The 18,170-nt window shown below is 63.7% G+C and carries 21 protein-coding genes and 1 riboswitch; of the genes, 13 read left to right on the forward strand and 8 right to left on the reverse strand.

What is annotated here, in order from left to right; all coding sequences use genetic code 11:
• Positions 1 to 3 precede the first annotated feature (3 nt).
• Both ACSW29_RS08700 and ACSW29_RS08705 read right to left on the reverse strand, forming a co-directional pair.
• On the reverse strand, positions 4 to 1,008 hold the full coding sequence (locus ACSW29_RS08700; protein ID WP_230816261.1) for a glutamate ABC transporter substrate-binding protein: 1,005 nt from the start codon (positions 1,006 to 1,008) through the stop codon (positions 4 to 6).
• Positions 1,005 to 2,366 (reverse strand): hypothetical protein, encoded by a 1,362-nt coding sequence (locus ACSW29_RS08705; protein WP_317828099.1) that lies wholly within the window; start codon positions 2,364 to 2,366, stop codon positions 1,005 to 1,007. The genes ACSW29_RS08700 and ACSW29_RS08705 overlap by 4 nt, the downstream gene beginning before the upstream one ends.
• Before the next feature lie 161 nt (positions 2,367 to 2,527).
• On the opposite strand from ACSW29_RS08705, the gene ACSW29_RS08710 reads away from it, so the two are divergent.
• Complete coding sequence (locus ACSW29_RS08710; protein ID WP_317828098.1) at positions 2,528 to 3,124, forward strand: NUDIX hydrolase; 597 nt, start codon at positions 2,528 to 2,530, stop codon at positions 3,122 to 3,124.
• Between the two features lie 95 nt (positions 3,125 to 3,219).
• Here the strand turns inward: ACSW29_RS08710 and ACSW29_RS08715 are convergent, their stop codons facing one another.
• A complete protein-coding gene (locus ACSW29_RS08715; protein ID WP_003944354.1) occupies positions 3,220 to 3,351 on the reverse strand; it encodes a hypothetical protein in 132 nt (43 codons plus the stop codon).
• 248 nt (positions 3,352 to 3,599) lie between these two features.
• Positions 3,600 to 4,295 (reverse strand): thiamine phosphate synthase, encoded by a 696-nt coding sequence (thiE, locus tag ACSW29_RS08720; protein WP_347871535.1) that lies wholly within the window; start codon positions 4,293 to 4,295, stop codon positions 3,600 to 3,602.
• Between the two features lie 26 nt (positions 4,296 to 4,321).
• Positions 4,322 to 4,468, forward strand: a riboswitch (TPP riboswitch).
• On the opposite strand from thiE, the gene thiO reads away from it, so the two are divergent.
• From thiO to ACSW29_RS08755, 7 genes are all read left to right on the forward strand, one after another.
• Positions 4,468 to 5,547, forward strand: coding sequence for a glycine oxidase ThiO (gene thiO / locus ACSW29_RS08725; protein ID WP_448277064.1), 1,080 nt, complete (start codon positions 4,468 to 4,470; stop codon positions 5,545 to 5,547). Its footprint overlaps the riboswitch before it by 1 nt.
• Positions 5,544 to 5,759 carry a sulfur carrier protein ThiS gene (gene thiS, locus ACSW29_RS08730; protein ID WP_347871533.1) on the forward strand — a complete coding sequence of 72 codons (216 nt, stop codon included), beginning with the start codon at positions 5,544 to 5,546 and terminating at the stop codon, positions 5,757 to 5,759. The genes thiO and thiS overlap by 4 nt, the downstream gene beginning before the upstream one ends.
• Positions 5,752 to 6,504, forward strand: coding sequence for a thiazole synthase (gene thiG / locus ACSW29_RS08735; protein ID WP_007726857.1), 753 nt, complete (start codon positions 5,752 to 5,754; stop codon positions 6,502 to 6,504). The genes thiS and thiG overlap by 8 nt, the downstream gene beginning before the upstream one ends.
• A gap of 128 nt (positions 6,505 to 6,632) precedes the next feature.
• Positions 6,633 to 7,607 (forward strand): ABC transporter ATP-binding protein, encoded by a 975-nt coding sequence (locus tag ACSW29_RS08740; protein WP_448277065.1) that lies wholly within the window; start codon positions 6,633 to 6,635, stop codon positions 7,605 to 7,607.
• Positions 7,607 to 8,377 (forward strand): ABC transporter permease, encoded by a 771-nt coding sequence (locus ACSW29_RS08745; protein WP_347871532.1) that lies wholly within the window; start codon positions 7,607 to 7,609, stop codon positions 8,375 to 8,377. The genes ACSW29_RS08740 and ACSW29_RS08745 overlap by 1 nt, the downstream gene beginning before the upstream one ends.
• A 133-nt stretch (positions 8,378 to 8,510) precedes the next feature.
• Positions 8,511 to 9,962, forward strand: coding sequence for a M28 family metallopeptidase (locus ACSW29_RS08750; RefSeq protein ID WP_448277066.1), 1,452 nt, complete (start codon positions 8,511 to 8,513; stop codon positions 9,960 to 9,962).
• Positions 9,963 to 10,083: 121 nt separating this feature from the next.
• A complete protein-coding gene (locus ACSW29_RS08755) occupies positions 10,084 to 10,935 on the forward strand; it encodes an adenylate/guanylate cyclase domain-containing protein (RefSeq protein ID WP_347871531.1) in 852 nt (283 codons plus the stop codon).
• 18 nt (positions 10,936 to 10,953) lie between these two features.
• Here the strand turns inward: ACSW29_RS08755 and thiD are convergent, their stop codons facing one another.
• A complete protein-coding gene (gene thiD / locus ACSW29_RS08760) occupies positions 10,954 to 11,796 on the reverse strand; it encodes a bifunctional hydroxymethylpyrimidine kinase/phosphomethylpyrimidine kinase (RefSeq protein WP_347871530.1) in 843 nt (280 codons plus the stop codon).
• A 248-nt stretch (positions 11,797 to 12,044) separates the two neighbouring features.
• Here thiD and ACSW29_RS08765 point away from each other — a divergent pair, with 248 nt between their 5' ends.
• The gene (locus ACSW29_RS08765; protein WP_230816824.1) at positions 12,045 to 12,395 is read left to right on the forward strand and encodes a GNAT family N-acetyltransferase; all 351 of its coding nucleotides are present in this window, start codon (positions 12,045 to 12,047) and stop codon (positions 12,393 to 12,395) included.
• Between the two features lie 44 nt (positions 12,396 to 12,439).
• Here ACSW29_RS08765 and ACSW29_RS08770 read toward each other — a convergent pair whose 3' ends face one another.
• The 3 genes from ACSW29_RS08770 to ACSW29_RS08780 are packed head-to-tail and all read right to left on the reverse strand — an operon-like array spanning position 12,440 to position 14,808.
• Positions 12,440 to 13,240, reverse strand: a complete 801-nt coding sequence (locus ACSW29_RS08770; protein ID WP_347871529.1) for an exodeoxyribonuclease III — start codon at positions 13,238 to 13,240, stop codon at positions 12,440 to 12,442.
• Positions 13,241 to 13,256: 16 nt separating this feature from the next.
• Positions 13,257 to 14,198: an N-acetylglutamate synthase, CG3035 family gene (locus ACSW29_RS08775; RefSeq protein WP_448277421.1), complete on the reverse strand. Its 942-nt coding sequence runs from the start codon at positions 14,196 to 14,198 to the stop codon at positions 13,257 to 13,259.
• A gap of 10 nt (positions 14,199 to 14,208) precedes the next feature.
• A complete protein-coding gene (locus ACSW29_RS08780; protein ID WP_230816827.1) occupies positions 14,209 to 14,808 on the reverse strand; it encodes a peptide deformylase in 600 nt (199 codons plus the stop codon).
• A gap of 244 nt (positions 14,809 to 15,052) precedes the next feature.
• Between ACSW29_RS08780 and ACSW29_RS08785 the strand changes: the two genes are divergently transcribed.
• The 4 genes from ACSW29_RS08785 (at position 15,053) to ACSW29_RS08800 (ending at position 18,064) form a co-directional block, all read left to right on the forward strand.
• Positions 15,053 to 15,403, forward strand: coding sequence for a DUF3263 domain-containing protein (locus tag ACSW29_RS08785; protein ID WP_007730120.1), 351 nt, complete (start codon positions 15,053 to 15,055; stop codon positions 15,401 to 15,403).
• A 53-nt stretch (positions 15,404 to 15,456) separates the two neighbouring features.
• Positions 15,457 to 16,053 carry a LytR C-terminal domain-containing protein gene (locus ACSW29_RS08790; protein ID WP_230816828.1) on the forward strand — a complete coding sequence of 199 codons (597 nt, stop codon included), beginning with the start codon at positions 15,457 to 15,459 and terminating at the stop codon, positions 16,051 to 16,053.
• Between the two features lie 95 nt (positions 16,054 to 16,148).
• Entirely contained in the window at positions 16,149 to 16,850 is a 702-nt protein-coding gene (gene sodC, locus ACSW29_RS08795) for a superoxide dismutase[Cu-Zn] (RefSeq protein WP_448277067.1), read from the forward strand.
• 89 nt (positions 16,851 to 16,939) lie between these two features.
• A complete protein-coding gene (locus ACSW29_RS08800; RefSeq protein WP_230816830.1) occupies positions 16,940 to 18,064 on the forward strand; it encodes a glutamate--cysteine ligase in 1,125 nt (374 codons plus the stop codon).
• Positions 18,065 to 18,170: the final 106 nt, after the last annotated feature.

Consider the following 18,170-nt stretch of genomic DNA (forward strand, 5'->3'; position numbering starts at 1 on the left):
GCCTCAATCCCGGTAGACAGCCGGCGGGGGACCGGGTGACGGACCGAGGACACTGAGCCAGCGGTCGTAGATACGGTTCCAGGTTCCGTCGCCCCGGATCCGATCCAGTGTTCCGTTGACGAATCGGACCAGATCGGGGTTGTCCTTGTTGACGCCGATTCCGTAGGGTTCGGCGCCCAGTGATCCGCCGACCATCATCAGGTACGGATCCTGCGAGGCGAGCCCGGCGAGAATCGTGTCGTCGGTGCTGATCGCGTCCACCTGCCCCTGCTGCAGGACGACCAGGCAGTCGGACCACATCGGGACGGTCACGACGGTGGCTTCCGGTTGGAGTTGCTGGATTCGAGTGGCCGACGTCGTTCCGCGGGCAGCGCAGACCCGTTTGCCTGCGAGGTCGTCGATGCCGCGGACGGGTGACCCCTGCAAGACCTGAATTCGTTGTTCAGCGGAGAAGTACTGCGTCGAGAAGTCGACCTTCTCACGCCGGTCACACGTGATGGTCATGGTTTTGACGACCACGTCGACCATCGATTCCTGAAGCGCAGCGATCCGATCGTCCGACGTCAGGATCCGATACTCGATCTTCTCCGGGTCGCCGAGCAGATCACGGGCGATCTCGCGGGCGATGTCCACGTCGAAACCTTCGAGGCGTCCGGTGGCCGGATCGCGAAAGCTCATGAGATTGGAACCGGTGTCCAAGCCCACGATCAGACGCCCGCGCGCTCGGATGGCGTCGAGGCTCGGGGTGGGCGGACGCGGCGAAGCGTCGGCGGGGGTCGGCCGCAGGCTTGCGGTGAGGTTGGTGCACGAGGCGGCGGTCGTCGGCGTCGGGCTGGGAGCGATCGTGGCTTCGGCGGGTAGCGGCGGTTCCGTGTACGACGTGCCGGCTGAGTTGTTCAGGTCTTCGACTCGTCCCGCACCGCACCCAGCGAGTAGCAGCACGGCCGCCGCAAGAATCGCGATGCGTGCAACCGGGCGCTTCCGCTGTAACCCTGCTGTTCCAGTCACTGGTACTCCCGCAGTCGGGGCCAGAATCCGATGAAGATTCCGGCTACACCGAGAACTGCCAATACAGTCATGCCCGGTGCGGAGGCCGCCAACACACGTGAGGCGTACGAGACGTCGGATCGAAGATTTGTACGCGAATCCACGATTCCCTGCCAGAGTTCGTGATCGAGCCTTCCGTACTCCGCGGCCGAATCCTGTTCTCCGGCGCCGATGGTGATGGCTGCGGCGGACGTGAAGTCGCCGTTTCCGAGACGGTCGTACATGCGCGTGTGCGCAGCCACCCACCGCTGGCGCGAGTCGAGTGCGGCGGTCAGGACTTCGCTGTTCACTCGGGCGCGATCATCGTCTTGCAGGCGCTCGAGGATATCGCGCAGAGCGTCGACCTTGCGGGTGAACGTCACGTTGTCCTCGGCGGTTGAATCCCGTCTCGCCAAGGTGAGAGTTTCGACGGTGCGTGCTTGCTGCGCCATGATTCGTGCTTCGGTCAGTTCGTGCAGTGGCTCGGCGCCCGCGTCGAGAGCGCGCCCGGTGGCCAGTGCGGAGACCAGTCCGACGGTGAGCAGCCACAGCAGCGCTGCCGAGACCGCGAGCGAGGCGAGGATCAACCCGAGATTGAAGCGTCGGCGACTCTTGCGGGAGAAGTACACCTGCACCGCGACCAGCGCGCAGAGGACGAGGACGAATGCCACGATCGGCCACCACGGTGGAGCCTCGAAATCGCGCTGTACCTGGGAAACCAGAGTCTCCTGCGATGCGTGCAGTTGCTGAGCCATCGGCAGCAGCGAGGTTTGCATCAACTGCGAGGCCTCGCTCAAATACGCTGCTCCGACGGGGTTTCCGACACGATTGTTTGCCCGTGCGGTTTCGACCAGCCCGGTGTAGACGGACAGGTCGGTCGAGATGGTGGTCAACGCGCTGTGGCCGGCGAGATCCGTCGAGTCGAGGCCGGCCGATGCCTGCACGATCTCCGCCGACGCCTCACCGATCGACTGCGTGTATCGGTCGCGTACCTCGGCGGGTTCGAGGCCGCCGGAGATGAAGGCAGTGGCCGCGGCGGCGTCTGCCAACGACAGCGCGCTGTAGAGATTCTGGGCGGAGTTGGCGAGAGGTTCGGTCTCGACGAGGAGGAGGTCGAGATTTGCCTGACGGTTCTCGATCGCTGCGGTGGCGAGGAGTCCGGCGATCAGGGTGATCGCGATCAGGATCAGTCCGACGACCGTCAGCCGACCAGGTGTGGACGACATGAATGCCTGGAGTTCGCGCCGCAGAAGTGCCCGCTCGTCCTCCGCCGACACGGACGTGGCCTCGGAGGGCGGCAGCGACCGGGGTTCGATGGACGGGACGACACGGTCGACCATCGGGCACCTCATTTCGCTGTTGTACGCGGGCTACCGAGAAATGATGTCGCCGAGAAATGATTCAGGGCATCTTCGCGAGCATATAAGCATCACCTACACCTGGAGCAGATTGAAACGGTTAGTGTGGGACAACGGCGAGAGCAGGCGGAGCGAGGTAGTCGATGCGTGGTGACGGTGACGGTTGGTCCATCGGGTCGGACGGTACGCGGCATTGGGGTAAACACGGTGCCGCCGGGCTGCTCTTGCGCGCCCCCGATTCGGACGGATCGCCCATGGTCTTGCTGCAGCATCGTGCTGCGTGGAGCCATCAGGGCGGAACGTGGGCACTGCCCGGCGGAGCGCGGGACTCACACGAGAGCACGACGCACGCTGCTGTCCGGGAGGCCCACGAAGAAGCAGGTATCGCCGAGGACGCCGTCCGCGTTCGCGGCGAGGTAGTCACCATGCGCGCCGAGAGCGGGTGGACGTACACCACCGTCGTAGCTGACGCGGCACATCCACTGTCGACCGTTGCCAACGGTGAGAGCACCGAGTTGCGGTGGGTCCGTGAAGCCGATGTCGATTCTCTGCCACTGCATCCGGGATTCGGTTCCTCGTGGCCGGAACTCCGTACTGCGCCGGTTGTGTCGGTAGACGCCGACCCGCACACCGTCCTGCTCGAGGACGGCGGATTCGGATGGTTGTCGGGTAGTTCCACCGAAGACAGTGACCAGAACCTGACCGAGGCGAGTAGGACGGCGAGCAGCACCCAGTCGTAACAACTCGAGTCTTGACAGTTTCGTACACAGCAGAAGGGCCGGACTCCTCAGGAGTCCGGCCCTTCCGTGTTTCGGTCTCCCGACCGAAACGAGGCTCAGCTGAGCGAGTTCAGCGCCGTGATGAAGCTGACCGCGGTGATACCGAGCTTGAGCAGCTCGCTGATCTTGCCGAGGTTCAGGTCTTCGAGCGATTCGGTGCTGAGCGAGCCGGTGTCGAGGGATCCCATTTAGTGCTCCTAGGTTCAGTTAGTAACTGGAGGTAAACTACAACAAACCGAATGGGATGTGACACGCAATCGGAGCAACTGTGATTAAGATCACGTATTCCGACATTTCGGACATTCAATCGCGCCTACGAACTGGGGGTTTGTTGTCTGATCGGACAACTTCCGTTCATGTTTCGAGTCAGGCGTGCTGACCCGTAACTGTGCGGATTTGTCCCGGCAAACAGTTGACGGTCGCCAGTTACCGGTTTTCAGCGTCCAGCGACGGCTGCGGCGAGGCGTTGCGCGGCCGCCTGGGGATCCGACGCGTGCGTGATTGCACGCACGACGACGATGCGTGTGGCACCGGCGTCGAGCAGTTCTGGCAGGCGCTCCTCGTCGATGCCGCCGATCGCGAACCAGGGGCGCGGCGGCGCGGCGTCTGCGGTCGATCGAACCAGTTCCAAACCGGACGCACTTCGATTCGGTTTGGTCGGTGTCGCCCAGACTGGTCCGGTGCAGAAGTAGTCGACGCCCTCTTCGATGGCGGCCAGACTGGCCTGCGCGCGACTGCTCGTCGAACGGCCGATGACGACGTCTTCACCGACAACAGTTCGCGCGTAGGGGACGGGGATGTCGTTCTGGCCGAGGTGGAGGATGTCGGCACCGGAAGCCATTGCGAGATCCGCGCGGTCGTTGACGGCCAACAATGCGCCGTGGCGCCGCGCTGCCGTTGCGAGAATGCCCAGCGCTACCAGTTCGTCTTTGGCCTCGAGCGGGCCGAACTCGCGCTCACCGGCAGAGCCCTTGTCGCGCAATTGGATGATGTCGACTCCGCCGGACAATGCTGCCTCGGCGAACTGCGCGAGGTCGCCTTTCTCGCGGCGCGCGTCGGTGCACAGGTACAGCCGTGCTGCTGCCAGGCGCTCGCGCCGGTCGATGACGTTACTGGGATGTGTGGGGTGCACGGAGCAAACGGTAGCCTCTAGGGAGCAAGGTTCGACACGGGAGTCCTGAAACGTCGTCGTCACTTTTTGTCGTGACTACGAGGTTCGTAGGGCTGAGAGGGGATCGCGACCAGATCCCGACCGTCAGACCTGACCCGGATCATGCCGGCGCAGGAAGTGGAGGTGGAGTTTCGTGAATACACACGCTCGTACGGTGTCGGTGGTCGGCGGCGGTGTCATCGGTCTCGCAATAGCGTGGCGCGCAGCCCGCGACGGTTGGGCCGTTCGGTTGTACGACCCGTCCATCGGATCAGGGGCTTCGTGGGTGGCGGGCGGAATGCTTGCCCCACTGTCCGAAGGCTGGCCGGGTGAGGAAACAGCGTTGGCCGTCGGCGCGGCCTCCCTGGAGCGGTGGCCGGCGTTCGGTGAAGAGCTCGGAAACTTCGGGCCCTCGGTCTTCACTGCGGACAGCTCGCTGACGGTCGCTCTCGATGCTGCCGACGCGCAAGACCTGCAGACCATCGCCGAATGGGTGAGCTCGCAGGGCCATGAACTCGAAATCCTCGGTCGCGCACGCATCCGTGAACTCGAACCGATGCTCGGCCGCGGCATCCGGTCGGGACTCATGGCTGTCGGTGAGTCTGCCGTCGACAACAGACTTCTGCTGGAGGCGTTGCAGAAGGCCTGTGCGGAATCCGGCGTCGAATTGATCGCGCGTGCTGTCAACGACCTTGCCGAACTCGATACCGATCAGATAGTGCTCACCGCCGGCATCGCGTCACCCAAGCTGTGGCCCGGACTGCAGGTGCGGCCGGTCAAGGGTGAGATCCTTCGCCTGCGCAGCAGACCTGGAGTCACCCCGGCGCCCAGCCGCACAATCCGCGGAAGCGTCCACGGACGACCCGCGTATCTCGTCCCGCGCGGCGACGGAATCGTCGTCGGCGCAACACAATACGAGTCCGGTGAAGACACACAGGTCACCATGGCGGGAGTGCGGGACCTGATCAACGACGCCGAGGCGCTGATGCCCGCGATCGGCGAATACGAACTCTACGAATGCGCGGCAGGCCTACGTCCGATGACGCCGGACAACCTGCCGTTGATCGGGCGCGTGTCCGATCGTGTTGTCGTCTCCACCGGACACGGCCGCAACGGCGTTCTACTGACGCCCGTCACCGCCGATGCGACGCTCGCGTTGTTGAACGGCACATCTTTGGTCGAGGTAAAAGGAACCGAACCCGAGCGGTTCGCAGCAGCTAAGGAAAATTCATGAGTGAGCAGGTCCCGATCGGGATCACCGTCAACGGCGAAGACCTCGAGTTCGATCGAGCAGTCACGGTGACCGAACTACTGACGCACCTCGATTTGCCCAGCAAGGGCATCGCCGTCGCCGTCGACGGTGCACTGTTTCCGCGCGGTCGTTGGGACGAATCCGTCGGACGTGGTTGGGAAATCGAGATCCTCACGGCGGTGCAGGGTGGCTGAGCAGGATCTTCTCACCATTGCGGGCCGTAGTTTCGGTTCCAGGCTCATCACCGGGACGGGCGGCGCCGCCAACCTCGCGGTGCTCGAAGAAGCTCTGGTGGCCTCGGGCACCGAACTGACCACCGTCGCGATGCGGCGAGTCGACGCGGCCGGCGGCACCGGTGTTCTGGACCTGCTTCGACGCCTCGGAATCGAGCCGCTCCCGAATACCGCCGGTTGTCGCGGCGCCGCTGAAGCAGTGCTGACGGCGCAGCTGGCACGGGAAGCACTCGAGACGAACTGGGTGAAACTCGAAGTCATCGCCGACGAGCGGACACTGCTGCCCGATGCGATCGAACTAGTCTCCGCCGCAGAACAATTGGTGGACGACGGTTTCACCGTCCTGCCGTACACCACGGACGATCCGGTTCTGGCGCTTCGCCTCGAAGAGGTCGGCTGCGCGGCAGTCATGCCGCTCGGTTCACCTATCGGCACTGGGCTTGGTATCGCGAATCCGCACAACATCGAGATGATCGTCGAGCGGGCCGGCGTGCCCGTCATCCTCGACGCCGGAATCGGAACGGCCAGTGACGCCACCCTTGCCATGGAGTTGGGCTGCGACGCAGTCCTACTTGCGACAGCGGTGACGCGCGCCAAGAATCCCGCACTGATGGCGTCGGCGATGCGGCACGCAGTGGTAGCCGGTTTCGAGGCGCGTCATGCCGGCCGGATTCCCAAGCGGTTCTGGGCCCAAGCATCGTCCTGACGGACCATTTCCGGGTGTTTCTCAGGGTTATGCCCGGATTGCCCCGCTTTGTGTCCTACCTGAGTACCACTCGGAACTAGACCTGTGGCCGATGTGCTGGTCTTAGCCCGTAGGGCAAAGTTCTCCTCATGATTGAACTGAGGGGATTGACCAAGGTTTACGGACCGACGAAAGCGGTGGACGATTTGTCGTTCACGGTCAAGCCGGGCATCGTGACGGGCTTTCTGGGCCCGAACGGTGCCGGCAAGTCGACGACGATGCGGATGATCCTGGGTTTGGATCAGCCGACGTCGGGTGCGGCGTTGATCGACGGCAAGCCGTACCGGGAGCTGAAGACACCGTTGCGGACGGTGGGGGCGTTGTTGGATGCGAAGTGGGTGCATCCCAATCGCAGTGCGCGGGCGCATCTGCAGTGGATGGCTGCTTCGAACGGGATTCCGAAGTCCCGGGTCGACGAGGTGCTCGGGTTGGTCGGGTTGTCCGAGGTGGCGGGCAAGAAGGCCGGCGGGTTCTCGTTGGGTATGTCGCAGCGTCTGGGGTTGGCGGGTGCGTTGTTGGGTGATCCGAAGGTGTTGTTGTTCGACGAGCCGGTCAACGGTCTCGATCCGGAGGGTATCGTCTGGATTCGTAAGTTCATGCAGCGGTTGGCGGCCGAGGGCCGCACCGTGCTCGTGTCGAGTCACCTCCTGTCGGAGATGGCGTTGACGGCGGAGCAGTTGGTGGTGATCGGTCGGGGTCGGTTGATTTCGGATTCGACGGTGGCGGAGTTCGTGGATCGTTCGTCGGAGTCGACGGTGCGCGTGCGCAGCCCACAGCTCGATGCGTTGCGCAGTGTGTTGCTCTCGCAGGGGCTGACGGTGCGTGAGGACGGTTCCGGTGTTGCGCCGGCGTTGGTGGTCGTTGATTCGACGACCGATGTGATCGGTGGTTTGGCCGGTTCGCAGGGAATCATGTTGTACGAGTTGGCGTCTCAGCAGGGGTCGCTCGAGGATGCGTTCATGAAGTTGACCGGAGACGATGTCCAGTACCACGCGTCCGGTGTCGATCCGGGTGCCGGAGCCCACCACGCAAACACACAGCAGGCTATGGGAGGTGCACTGTAATGGCTGTTCTCAGTGCTGAACGTATCAAGATCACCACGACCAAGTCGCCGCTGTGGTGCTCGGTCATCATCGTTGTGCTCGCGCTCGGCTTCGCAGCCATCATGGGCGCCGTTGCCAAGTCGGCTCTGACGTCTTCGGACGTCCAGGGTGCACCCGACCTCGACACCGCCGTCGCCACAGCCGGGATCTCGGGTTTCGGAATCATGGTTCTCATGATCATGGCGGCCCTCGCGGTCACCAGTGAGTACCGCTTCGGGACCATCCGCACCACCTTCCAGGCAGTTCCGAACCGTGCCTCGGTTCTGATCGCCAAGGCCGGTCTCATCGGTGCCTTCGGTGCGGTGCTGACGTTTGTCCTCGCTTTCGGGTCCTACGCGGTGGCCAAGGCCATGGCCGGTTCCGAGGCCAGCACGGGTCTGACCCTGTCGACCGGCGATGACTGGCGTGCGATCTACGGCATCCCGGTTTACGCCTTCCTGTGCGTGATCCTCGCTGTCGGCGTCGGATCGATCATCCGTCAGTCGGCCGGCGCTATTGCGTTGCTCCTGCTCTGGCCGCTGCTCATCGAGAGCCTGTTCGGACTGTTCGGCAGTGTCGGCGAGAAGATCACTCCGTTCCTGCCGTTCGCGAATGCAAACCACTTCCTCAGCCCCGGCGGCGGAAGCCTTGATTTCCACTGGGGACCCTGGGGCAGCCTGATTTACTTCGCGGCCTTCGTTCTGGTGATTTTCGGAGTAAGTATTGTCATCGTGAATCGTCGCGACGCCTGATCTTGTCGCTCCCTCGGTAGGTGTTGTCGGGAGACCTACCGAGAACCAGGAGTGACAGCAGAGTAGGGGACCCAGTACGAAAAACCATTCGTACTGGGTCCCTTTCCTGTGCTTCGGCCGATATCCTCCGAAGATGAGACTCTTCGGTGTGGTTGTGGTCGGAATGGCTGGAGCGCTCGTGGTGAGTGGATGCTCGTCGGGAAGTGAAGCGGCCGTCCCGACAGACCCGGTTGCATTCTCCGAGACCGTCACGGTCGACGCCGTGACCGGGCATCTGGAGCAACTCGAGAAGATCGCCGCTAACAACGACGGCAATCGATCGGCCGGAACCCCCGGTTACGACGCCAGCGTCGACTACGTGGCAAACCTGCTCGAAGACAAGGGTTTCGAGGTCAGCACCCCGGAATTCGACTTCAGCTCCTTCGATCCCGGGACCGAATCCCTGAAAGCCGCTGACGGCTCGGATGTTCCGGTGCGGGCGTTGACGTATTCCACGTCCACGGGACCGACAGGAATCACGGCGCGTCTGGTGGCGATTCCCGCCGACGAGACCCCCGGTTGCGAGGCCACCGACTACGACGGCCGCGACGTGAACGGTGCCATCGTGCTGGTCACCCGCGGAGTGTGCCCGTTCGGCGACAAGCAGAAGATCGCCGCAGACCGCGGCGCGGCAGCGTTGCTGGTTGCGAACAACGAAGACGCAATGCTGGGCGGGGCTACCTTGGGTGAACCCGAAGACGCCCGCATCCCGACGGGCGGGGTGAGTAAGGCGTCGGGAGAGGCTCTTGCGGCAGCGCCCGGAGACCTCACGCTGATTCTCGACACGTCGACGGAAACGACGAAGTCGCGCAACGTGATTGCACAGACCAAGACCGGCGCGACCGACAACGTGGTTGTCGTGGGCGCCCACCTCGACAGCGTGCCGGAAGGTCCCGGAATCAACGACAACGGAACCGGTACCGCCGCCGTACTGGAAACCGCGTTGCAGATGGGAGGCTCACCGAGCATCGAAAATGCCGTGCGCTTCGCATTCTGGGGAGCGGAAGAAGTGGGATTGGTCGGCTCCACTCGCTACGTCGAGGGCCTGAGCGATCAGGATCGGGCCGACATCGCCCTGTACCTGAATTTCGACATGCTCGGTTCGCCCAACGCCGGGTACCTGGCTTACGACGGCGACAACTCGGATGCCGTGGGGGAGGGGTCCGGGCCCGAGGGGTCGGCGGGCATCGAGCGCACTTTCGTCGATTTTCTCGCCGGGCGAGGAATTGCGGCGGACGGAACGGACTTCGACGGGCGCTCCGACTACGGCCCGTTCATCGAGATCGGAATCCCGGCGGGTGGAGTGTTCAGCGGCGCCGACGAACGCAAGACGCCGGCTCAGGCCGAGAAGTGGGGCGGAGAAGCGGAGGAGACCTTCGACCCGAATTACCACAGTGCCCAGGACAACCTTGCGAACATCGATCGCGAAGCGCTCGCCGTCAATGCTTCTGCAGTAGCCTTCGGAGTTGCGACGTATTCCCAGGACTTGAGCGGGCCCAACGGAGTGCCCGTAGGCGATGCCCGGACACAGGCCAGAACCGAGTGATCGACTGACCGAGTGATCGACTGACCGAATGATTGACTGATCGATTGCGCGAGCGACCAGGAGGCCACTGTGCGAGAACCGCGGCAGCACACTGTCTGTAACTCTGAGTTACGCTTGAGTTATGGCTGATCTGTCCCCGGAGAGCACCGACACGACAGGTGCTTCTTCCTCCTCGGTTCGAGGCGTCGTCGACGTCGTCTTGAATTCTGCGGCAGAACTGAACCGTCGACAGCAGCTCATCGACGCGCTAAGGCGGCTCAGGCGGGTATTACCCGGCGATCCCGGGTTCGGGGATCCGCTCTCGCTCGCCGGCCCCGGCGGTGCCCGCGCCGTGGCCCGCGTCGCTGACAGATTGCTCGATCAGAAGCCGGCAGCCACTCGCGAAGTGAGCCTCGGAGCACTGCAGGTATGGCAGGCAGCGCTGGAAAAGATGGGCCGCGGCCGCGGGGATCAAGAACTGACCATCGTCTTCACCGATCTGGTCGGGTTCTCCACGTGGTCGCTCGAAGCCGGTGACGGCGCCACGCTGACACTTCTGCGCGCAGTGGCGCAGGCCGTGGAAACCCCGATCACCGACAACGGTGGACACGTCGTCAAACGGATGGGCGACGGCCTGATGGCGGTGTTCATTCGCCCGGATGCGGCCTTGAAAGCGGTGTTCAACGCACAGGACGCGCTCGCGGGAGTCGACCTCGACGGATATACCCCACGCATGCGCGTCGGCCTTCACACGGGAACTCCGCGTCAGATCGGCGACGACTGGCTCGGTGTCGACGTAACCATTGCCGCCCGGATGATGGGCTTGGGCGGCGACGGCAACGTCATGATGTCGGCGACAACTCTCGAGGAACTCGAAGCCGGCACCCTGGAGGATCTCGATCTCACGATTCGGCCATGGCGGCGAGGGTTTTTCGCGACCACGCCCAACGGAGTTCCCGTCGATCTGGGAATCTGGCGCGTACGACGGAACTAGCGCACTAGACCCCGAGTGCTAGACCTGGAGCCGCCAGAGCGGGGACACCGGACCGTGGCCGGCGCCCAGGTCGTACGACGCCTCGAGGCATTTGGTCACCCACTCCTTGCCGAATGCCACTGCGTCCGGAACGGAATAGCCGTGTGCGAGAGCGCAAGTTATCGCAGCAGCCAATGTGTCACCACCACCGTGATCATTGCCGGTGTCGATCCGGGCACTGCTGAATTCGAGGAAGCGGTCGCCGTCGAACAGCAGGTCGGTGGACAACTCAGACGTTCGAAGGTGACCGCCCTTGACGATGGACCACTGAGCGCCGAGCGCGTGCAGCGCTTCTGCCGCCTGGCGGGCGCTCTTGTCGTCGACGACCTCGATGCCGGTGATCAACCGAACCTCGTCGAGGTTCGGAGTGACCACCGTGGCAGCCGGAATCAAGGTGTTGCGGACCGCGTCGAGCGCTTCTTCGTGCAGCAGCGGATCACCGTGCATCGACGCGCACACCGGGTCGACCACGAGCGGGATCGGTCGGTCGCGCCCGATCCCCACCTCGGCGGCGACTGCGGCTACCGCTTCGATGATCGTCGTCGACGCCAGCATTCCTGTCTTCGCTGCGCCGATACCGATGTCCGAGACCACGACGCGTACCTGGTCGGCGACGATCTCCGGCGGAATCTCGTGGAAACCGCTGACACCCACCGAATTCTGGACCGTCACGGCGGCGACGGCCACGCAGGCGTGCACTCCACACATCGCCATCGTGCGGGAATCGGCTTGGATACCGGCTCCACCGCCGGAATCGGTTCCGGCGATGGTCAATGCCCGAATCGGGGTCTGTCCGGCGGGGGTCAGGGGCAGCAGCTTCACGACGACGAGCCTACCGATCGGACCTGGGGAAACGGCAGCTCGGTCCATCCATTGCACGAACGACGGTACGAACGACCGCGCGAACGGCGATTGCGATCCGGTCGCTTCCGGTGCAAAAATTAGTCGAATCCGGGACAGCGTCGTCGGTAGCTGATTCTATGAGTGGCATGGATCACAGTTATGGAGAGCGTGCGAACGCAGCTGTCGCCGATCGCGCAGGTGCACATCGTGCCGTGGAGGTCGCCGCTATGAACGACATCGAAAACTCGAAAGCCGGAACCTCACCGGAAGTGACGCTCGTGGACAATCCGTCGCACGAACGATTCGAACTGCTCTCCGGCGACGAGTTGGTTGGCATCCTCGGTTATCGCGACGAGGACGAGATTCTGGGCAGCGGAGCCGAAGCCGGCGACGTGGTCGCGTACATGCACACCGTCGTCAAGGAAGAGTACGGCGGGCAGGGGCTGGCAGCGGTACTCGTGCAGTTCGCGATGGACTGTGCCCGTGACCGTGAGTGGTCGGTACGTCCCGTGTGCACCTACGTTCAGCGGTACCTCGGCGAGCATCCCGAGTACCTGGAACTGCTCGTCGAGGACTGACCGCCGGCAACTACGAACAGACGATCACGCTCCGAGATTTACGATTACCCGAGATTCACGATCACCGGAGCGTGATCGCTGGCGCCCTTGCCTTTTCGCTCGTTCCGGTCGATCTCGGCCGCCTCGACGCGCGCTGCGAATGCCGGTGAACCGAGGATGAAGTCGATTCGCATGCCCTGCTTCTTCGGGAAGCGAAGCTGCGTGTAGTCCCAGTATGTGTACACACCGGGGCCGGGGGTGTACGGGCGGACGACGTCCGCGAACCCGGATTCGGTGAACGCCGTGAAGGCCGCTCGCTCCGGCTCCGACGTATGGGTCTTGCCCTCGAAGAATGCGGGATCCCACACGTCGTCGTCCGTGGGAGCGACGTTCCAGTCGCCGACCAAGGCGATCTGCGCCTCGGGATCCTGCTTGAGCCAGCCCTCCGCGTCGTCGCGCAGCTTGGCCAGCCAATCCAGCTTGTAGGCGTAATGCGGGTCTTCGAGATCACGGCCGTTGGGGACGTACAGGCTCCACACCCGCACACCGCCGCAGGTCGCACCGATCGCGCGTGCCTCGCGGACCGGATCGGCCTCGGGATCCTTGTCGAACCCGGGCTGATCCTCGAAGCCGATCTGCACGTCTTCCAAGCCGACGCGGGAAGCGATCGCGACACCGTTCCACTGGCTCAACCCGACATGGGCGACCTCGTAGCCGATCTCCTTGAAGCGTTCGTACGGAAACTGCTCGTCCTTGCACTTGGTTTCCTGCATTGCCAGGACGTCGACGTCGGATCGACCGAGCCAGTCGATGATCCGGTCGGTACGGGCACGGACGGAGTTGACGTTCCAAGTAGCGATGCGCACGAGGGCAAGCCTAGCGTCAGCCGCCGACAGGATCGGTGGCGTATCGGTAGCGGTGGTGTTCGACGAACCCGAGCCGCTCGTACAGCGCGATCGCCGCGGAGTTCCCGGCCGAAACCTGGAGGTACGCGTGCGTCGCACCGTTCTCGCGACCCCAGGAGAGTAGATCCCCGCAGATCAGCGACCCGATTCCGTGACGACGGTGTTCGGGGTCGACGTGAATACCGGTGAGCCCGATCCAGCGCTTGTGGTCGGGCGCTTCGGTGAGCGCTGCGCGCCCGATGGCGAGCGTCGTATCGGTGTTTCCGATCGCGGCGAACGTTGCGCTGCCCACCACGGCGGTGAGGACCGCCTCGACGTGTGTGGGATCGGCGTTGGCGTCGTACATCGACAACCAGTTGTGGTCGGGGCGGTCGGAGAAAGAGGTGACCGGTGGGCCTGCCGGCAGCGTGACGTTGCCCAGATCGGCCGCCATCACGATGGTTTCCTTCTCACAGGTCCACCCGTCCGGCGCGGTGCCGAGCCGATCGGGGAGGAGCAGCAGGGTGGGCAGATCGCGGTCACCGAACCACTGGCGTATCCGTTCGAGAGTGCTCGCGTCGAAGCCTGCCACCGTCCCCGAACCACCGAGTGGCAAAGCCGAATTGGCGCGACCCGTGAACCCGTGACCGGCGCGTAGCAACCAACCGTCGATCCAGGCCTGCTCGACCCCCGGCCATGCCGCCGCGGCCGCTGTTTCGAGGTTTCGAATCTCGCCGATGCGAATCGGACGGGCCGAGAGCGTCTTGAGTGCAATCACCTGATCGACGGAGACTTGGACCAGACGACCGTCGCCGGCGCGGACGGCGATGGGATCGGCGCCCTCGAGGATGCCGATGACGTCGGTCATGGGATGCGAGTAGCCGGGTGGGAGCTTGTATCGCAGGACCACCCGGCTACCGATCGAAATGTTGCCGTTCAGAGCAGAATTCTCAGTCTTCGTAATCGTCGTCGTCGTGACCGAACGGATCGTCGACGGTGCCCGGCGTCCACGTCAGACCGGGCTTGCCCCAACCGGAACGCTTGATGATTTTCTTGGCGGCGCGCGCGTTGCGCCCGATCAGCACGTCCGTGTAGAGGAAGCCGTCGAGATGGCCCGTCTCGTGCTGGAGCATCCGTGCGAAGAATCCGGTGCCCTCGACCTCGATCGGGTTGCCGTCGGCGTCGGTGCCGGTGACCTTCGCCCAATCGGCGCGGCCCGTCGGGAACTGCTCGCCGGGGACGGAAAGGCAACCCTCGAAGTCTTCGTCCGGATCGGGCATCGTCTGGGGGATTTCGGAGGTCTCGAGTACTGGATTGACGACGACACCGCGTCGACGCTCGCTGGTGCGGTCGTCACCGGGGCAGTCGTAGACGAAGACTCGGAGTGAAACACCGACCTGATTGGCCGCCAGACCGACGCCGTTGGCGGCGTCCATCGTCTCGTACATGTCTGCGATCAGTTCGGCGATCTCGGCCGGGGACTGAGTGACCGGCTCTGTCGCTTTGTGCAGTACCGGGTCGCCGACGATTCGGATGGGGAGGATAGCCATGCGGACAAGGATAGTGCGGCGCGCCCGCGTAGTTATCACGGCCCGCACACTCGATCATGGTTCAATGGTTGCTGAAGAACAGCGATGTAATTCGTTGCTCGGTCGGAACGTGGGCCGCGGGGGAAATTGTGAGTTACCTTCGGGCCAGGGGACCGGGAAACTCACGGCCGCGAGAATTCGGTCGGAACAAGAACACCGGGCATACGAGTTTCGCTGACGCCGAGCACAGCAGTCGAGGAGTGACATGGACGGCGCAACCGCGCGTAGTCGGAACCAGTCCGAAGGCACTGGCGCCGACGATTCGGTAGTAGATACAGCTGGCATGCACGAGGTCGGCGAAGACGGCCTCACCCGCCGGGAACACGACATCCTCTCTTTCGAGCGCCAGTGGTGGAAGTACGCCGGCGCGAAGGAAGAGGCCATCAAGGAGTTGTTCGACATGTCGGCAACCCGCTACTACCAGGTTCTCAATGCCTTGGTCGATCGCCCCGAATCCTTGGCGGCTGATCCCATGCTGGTCAAGCGCCTGCGTCGTCTGCGTGCCAGCCGTCAGAAGGCCAGGGCCGCTCGGCGCCTCGGCTTCGAGGTCACCTGAATCACGCGTACATATGAGCGGACTGTCCACGTACTGGCGATAAGGTCGACATCGTGAGTACCCCGAAAGAGCAGCCGTCCGGACCTCCGCTTCGCGCAATCGCCATGGTGTTGATCGCTCTGGCGATCGTGTTCATCGGTCTCGGAGCAGCCTCTCTCGGTGGATCGGGTGACGGTGGATCGGGGGACGAGAACACCGCAGCAGAGCAGACCGAATCATCGGCGCCTGCCACGACGAGTGCTCCCGCTGCGGCCCCTGCCACCTCCAAGCCGGCAGCGACGACGCAACCCGCTTCGGGCAATACCACCACCACGTCGCGACCCTCGGGAACTGCGACGACCACGACTTCCAGCTCCGCGAGCGGCACCGACACGTCGAATGTCAGCGTTCGAGTTCTCAATAACAGCACCGTCTCCGGCCTGGCAGCAGGCACTGCCGAGGAGTTGACGGCAGCAGGTTGGAACGTCGAGGAGACGGGTAACTACAGCGAGGGCACCGTCAGTACGACGACGGTGTACTACGGATCGTCCGCGGCGGAGAAGGCAGCGGCGCAGAAGATCGCAGCTGAACTCGGAGTCACCGCAGAACCTCGATTCGCCGGCATCGCGAACGCGTCACCTGGCGTGATCGTGATCGTGACCTCCAACTGACCGGTCGTGAAGGTGGAACTGACCCGTCGGTTCCAGCTACTACACACGCCGTTATGATCAGAAGCACTTTCTCGCCACCTCAAAGGAGCGGTTCGATGGCCCCCAGCAGCACCCGGCGTATGTCCTGGCGCGTCGTTGCCCCTGTAGTCGCGATTGCCGCTTTCGGCTTGACCGCTTGCAGTAACAGCGAAGAGCCCAGCAGCGTCCCCGGCACGACTCCTCCGGTGTGGACCGGTGCAGCCGATCCCAGCGCGCACGAAAGCGCGGGCGGCCACGGTTCCGAGACGGCTCACGCCGGCGGTTCTGCCGAGACGGTCACCGCGACACTGAACGGCACCGACGGCGCCAAGGTCGGAACGGTCACTTTCGCCCAGGAAGGTAGCGACGTCAAGGTCACCCTCGACGCCAAAGGCCTGACCCCCGGATTCCACGGATTCCACGTTCACCAGGTTGCCAAGTGCGAGACCAATTCCGTAGCTCCGAGCGGCGGAGAGCCGGGTAACTTCCTCTCGGCAGGCGGACACTTCCAGGCCGAGGGCCACACGGGCCATCCGGCCAGCGGTGACCTCACTTCGGTCCAGGTCCTCGAAGACGGCACCGCCACGCTGGTCACCACGACCGATGCATTCACCGTCGACGAACTGGTCGCGAACGGTGGAACTTCCGTCATGATCCATGCCGGTGCGGACAACTTCGGCAACATCCCGACGCGCTACGCGCCGGCACCGGATCAGCAGACACTCGACACCGGTGACGCAGGCGGACGCGTTGCTTGCGGTGTCATCGCCAAGAGCTGACAACTCACTTGAGTTTTGCATCACTTCCGGCGACTACCACGCAGTAGCCAGCACGGTGTTTTTACCGACACTGTGATTGGATTCTCTGCGTGGTAGTTCCATTTCCAGGTTCGCCGCGCCCGACGCTGGGCGTGGAGTGGGAGATCGCGCTGGTTGATCGCAAGACCAGAGACCTCTCCAATACAGCAGCCGAGGTGTTTTCGGCGGTCGAAGAGCTTGCCGGCTCCGAGACCCCGCACATCACCAAGGAGCTACTGCGAAATACCGTCGAACTCGTCACGGGTATTCACTCGACGGTCGGCGAGGCGATGAGTGATCTCGACAGGTCACTGGATCTGCTGCGTCGCGCGGCGAATCCGCTCGGCGTCGACCTCATCAGCGCGGGCACACATCCGTTCGCGCAATGGTCGACGCAGTTGGTCACGCGGACGCCCGACTACGACGAACTCATCGAACGCACGCAGTGGTGGGGTCGGCAGATGCTGATCTGGGGCGTGCACGTTCACGTGGGTGTCTCGTCCGCGGACCGCGTGTTCCCCATCATCAATGCACTGCTGCAGCGCTATCCGCACCTGCTGGCACTGTCGGCGTCCTCGCCGATGTGGGCCGGTGTGGATACCGGATACGCGTCAAATCGCGCGTTGATGTTCCAGCAACTGCCCACCGCGGGCCTTCCGTACCAATTCGAGAACTGGGCCGAATACGAGTCGTTCATCGACGACCAGATGAAGACCGGTGTGATCACCAAGATCGGTGGCATGCACTGGGACATCCGTCCCGCACCGAAGTGGGGAACCATCGAGGTCCGGGTGTTCGACGGCGTCTCGACGCGCGCAGAACTCGGCGCACTCGTTGCTCTGGTCCACTGCCTCATCGTCGACCTGGACCGAAGACTGACCGCCGGTGAGACTCTGCCGAACATGCAGCCGTGGCACGTCAAGGAAAACAAGTGGCGCGCAGCGAGATACGGACTGGACGCCGAGATCATCCTCGACTCCGACTCGAACGAGTGCCTCGTCACTGACGATCTGGATCGCTTGCTCGACGACCTGGCGCCGATTGCGGTCTCACTCGGGTGCGCGGACGAGTTGGCGTCGGTAGCGGACATTCCCCGTCGTGGCGCGTCTTACCAGCGCCAACGCCGTGTTGCGGAAGCGACCGGCGGCGATCTGGTTGCGGTCGTCGACGCCCTGGTCGCGGAGTTGGGCACCTAGCAGGCTCAACGCTCAAAGGGCTGTTTCGCGCGCTGGAAATCCGGGCATACCAACCGTTTGTCCAGTGGGTGTCCATATTCGGTTCACACGCCGTTTACTATTGTCC

It is taken from the genome of Rhodococcus sp. GB-02, assembly GCF_053470465.1.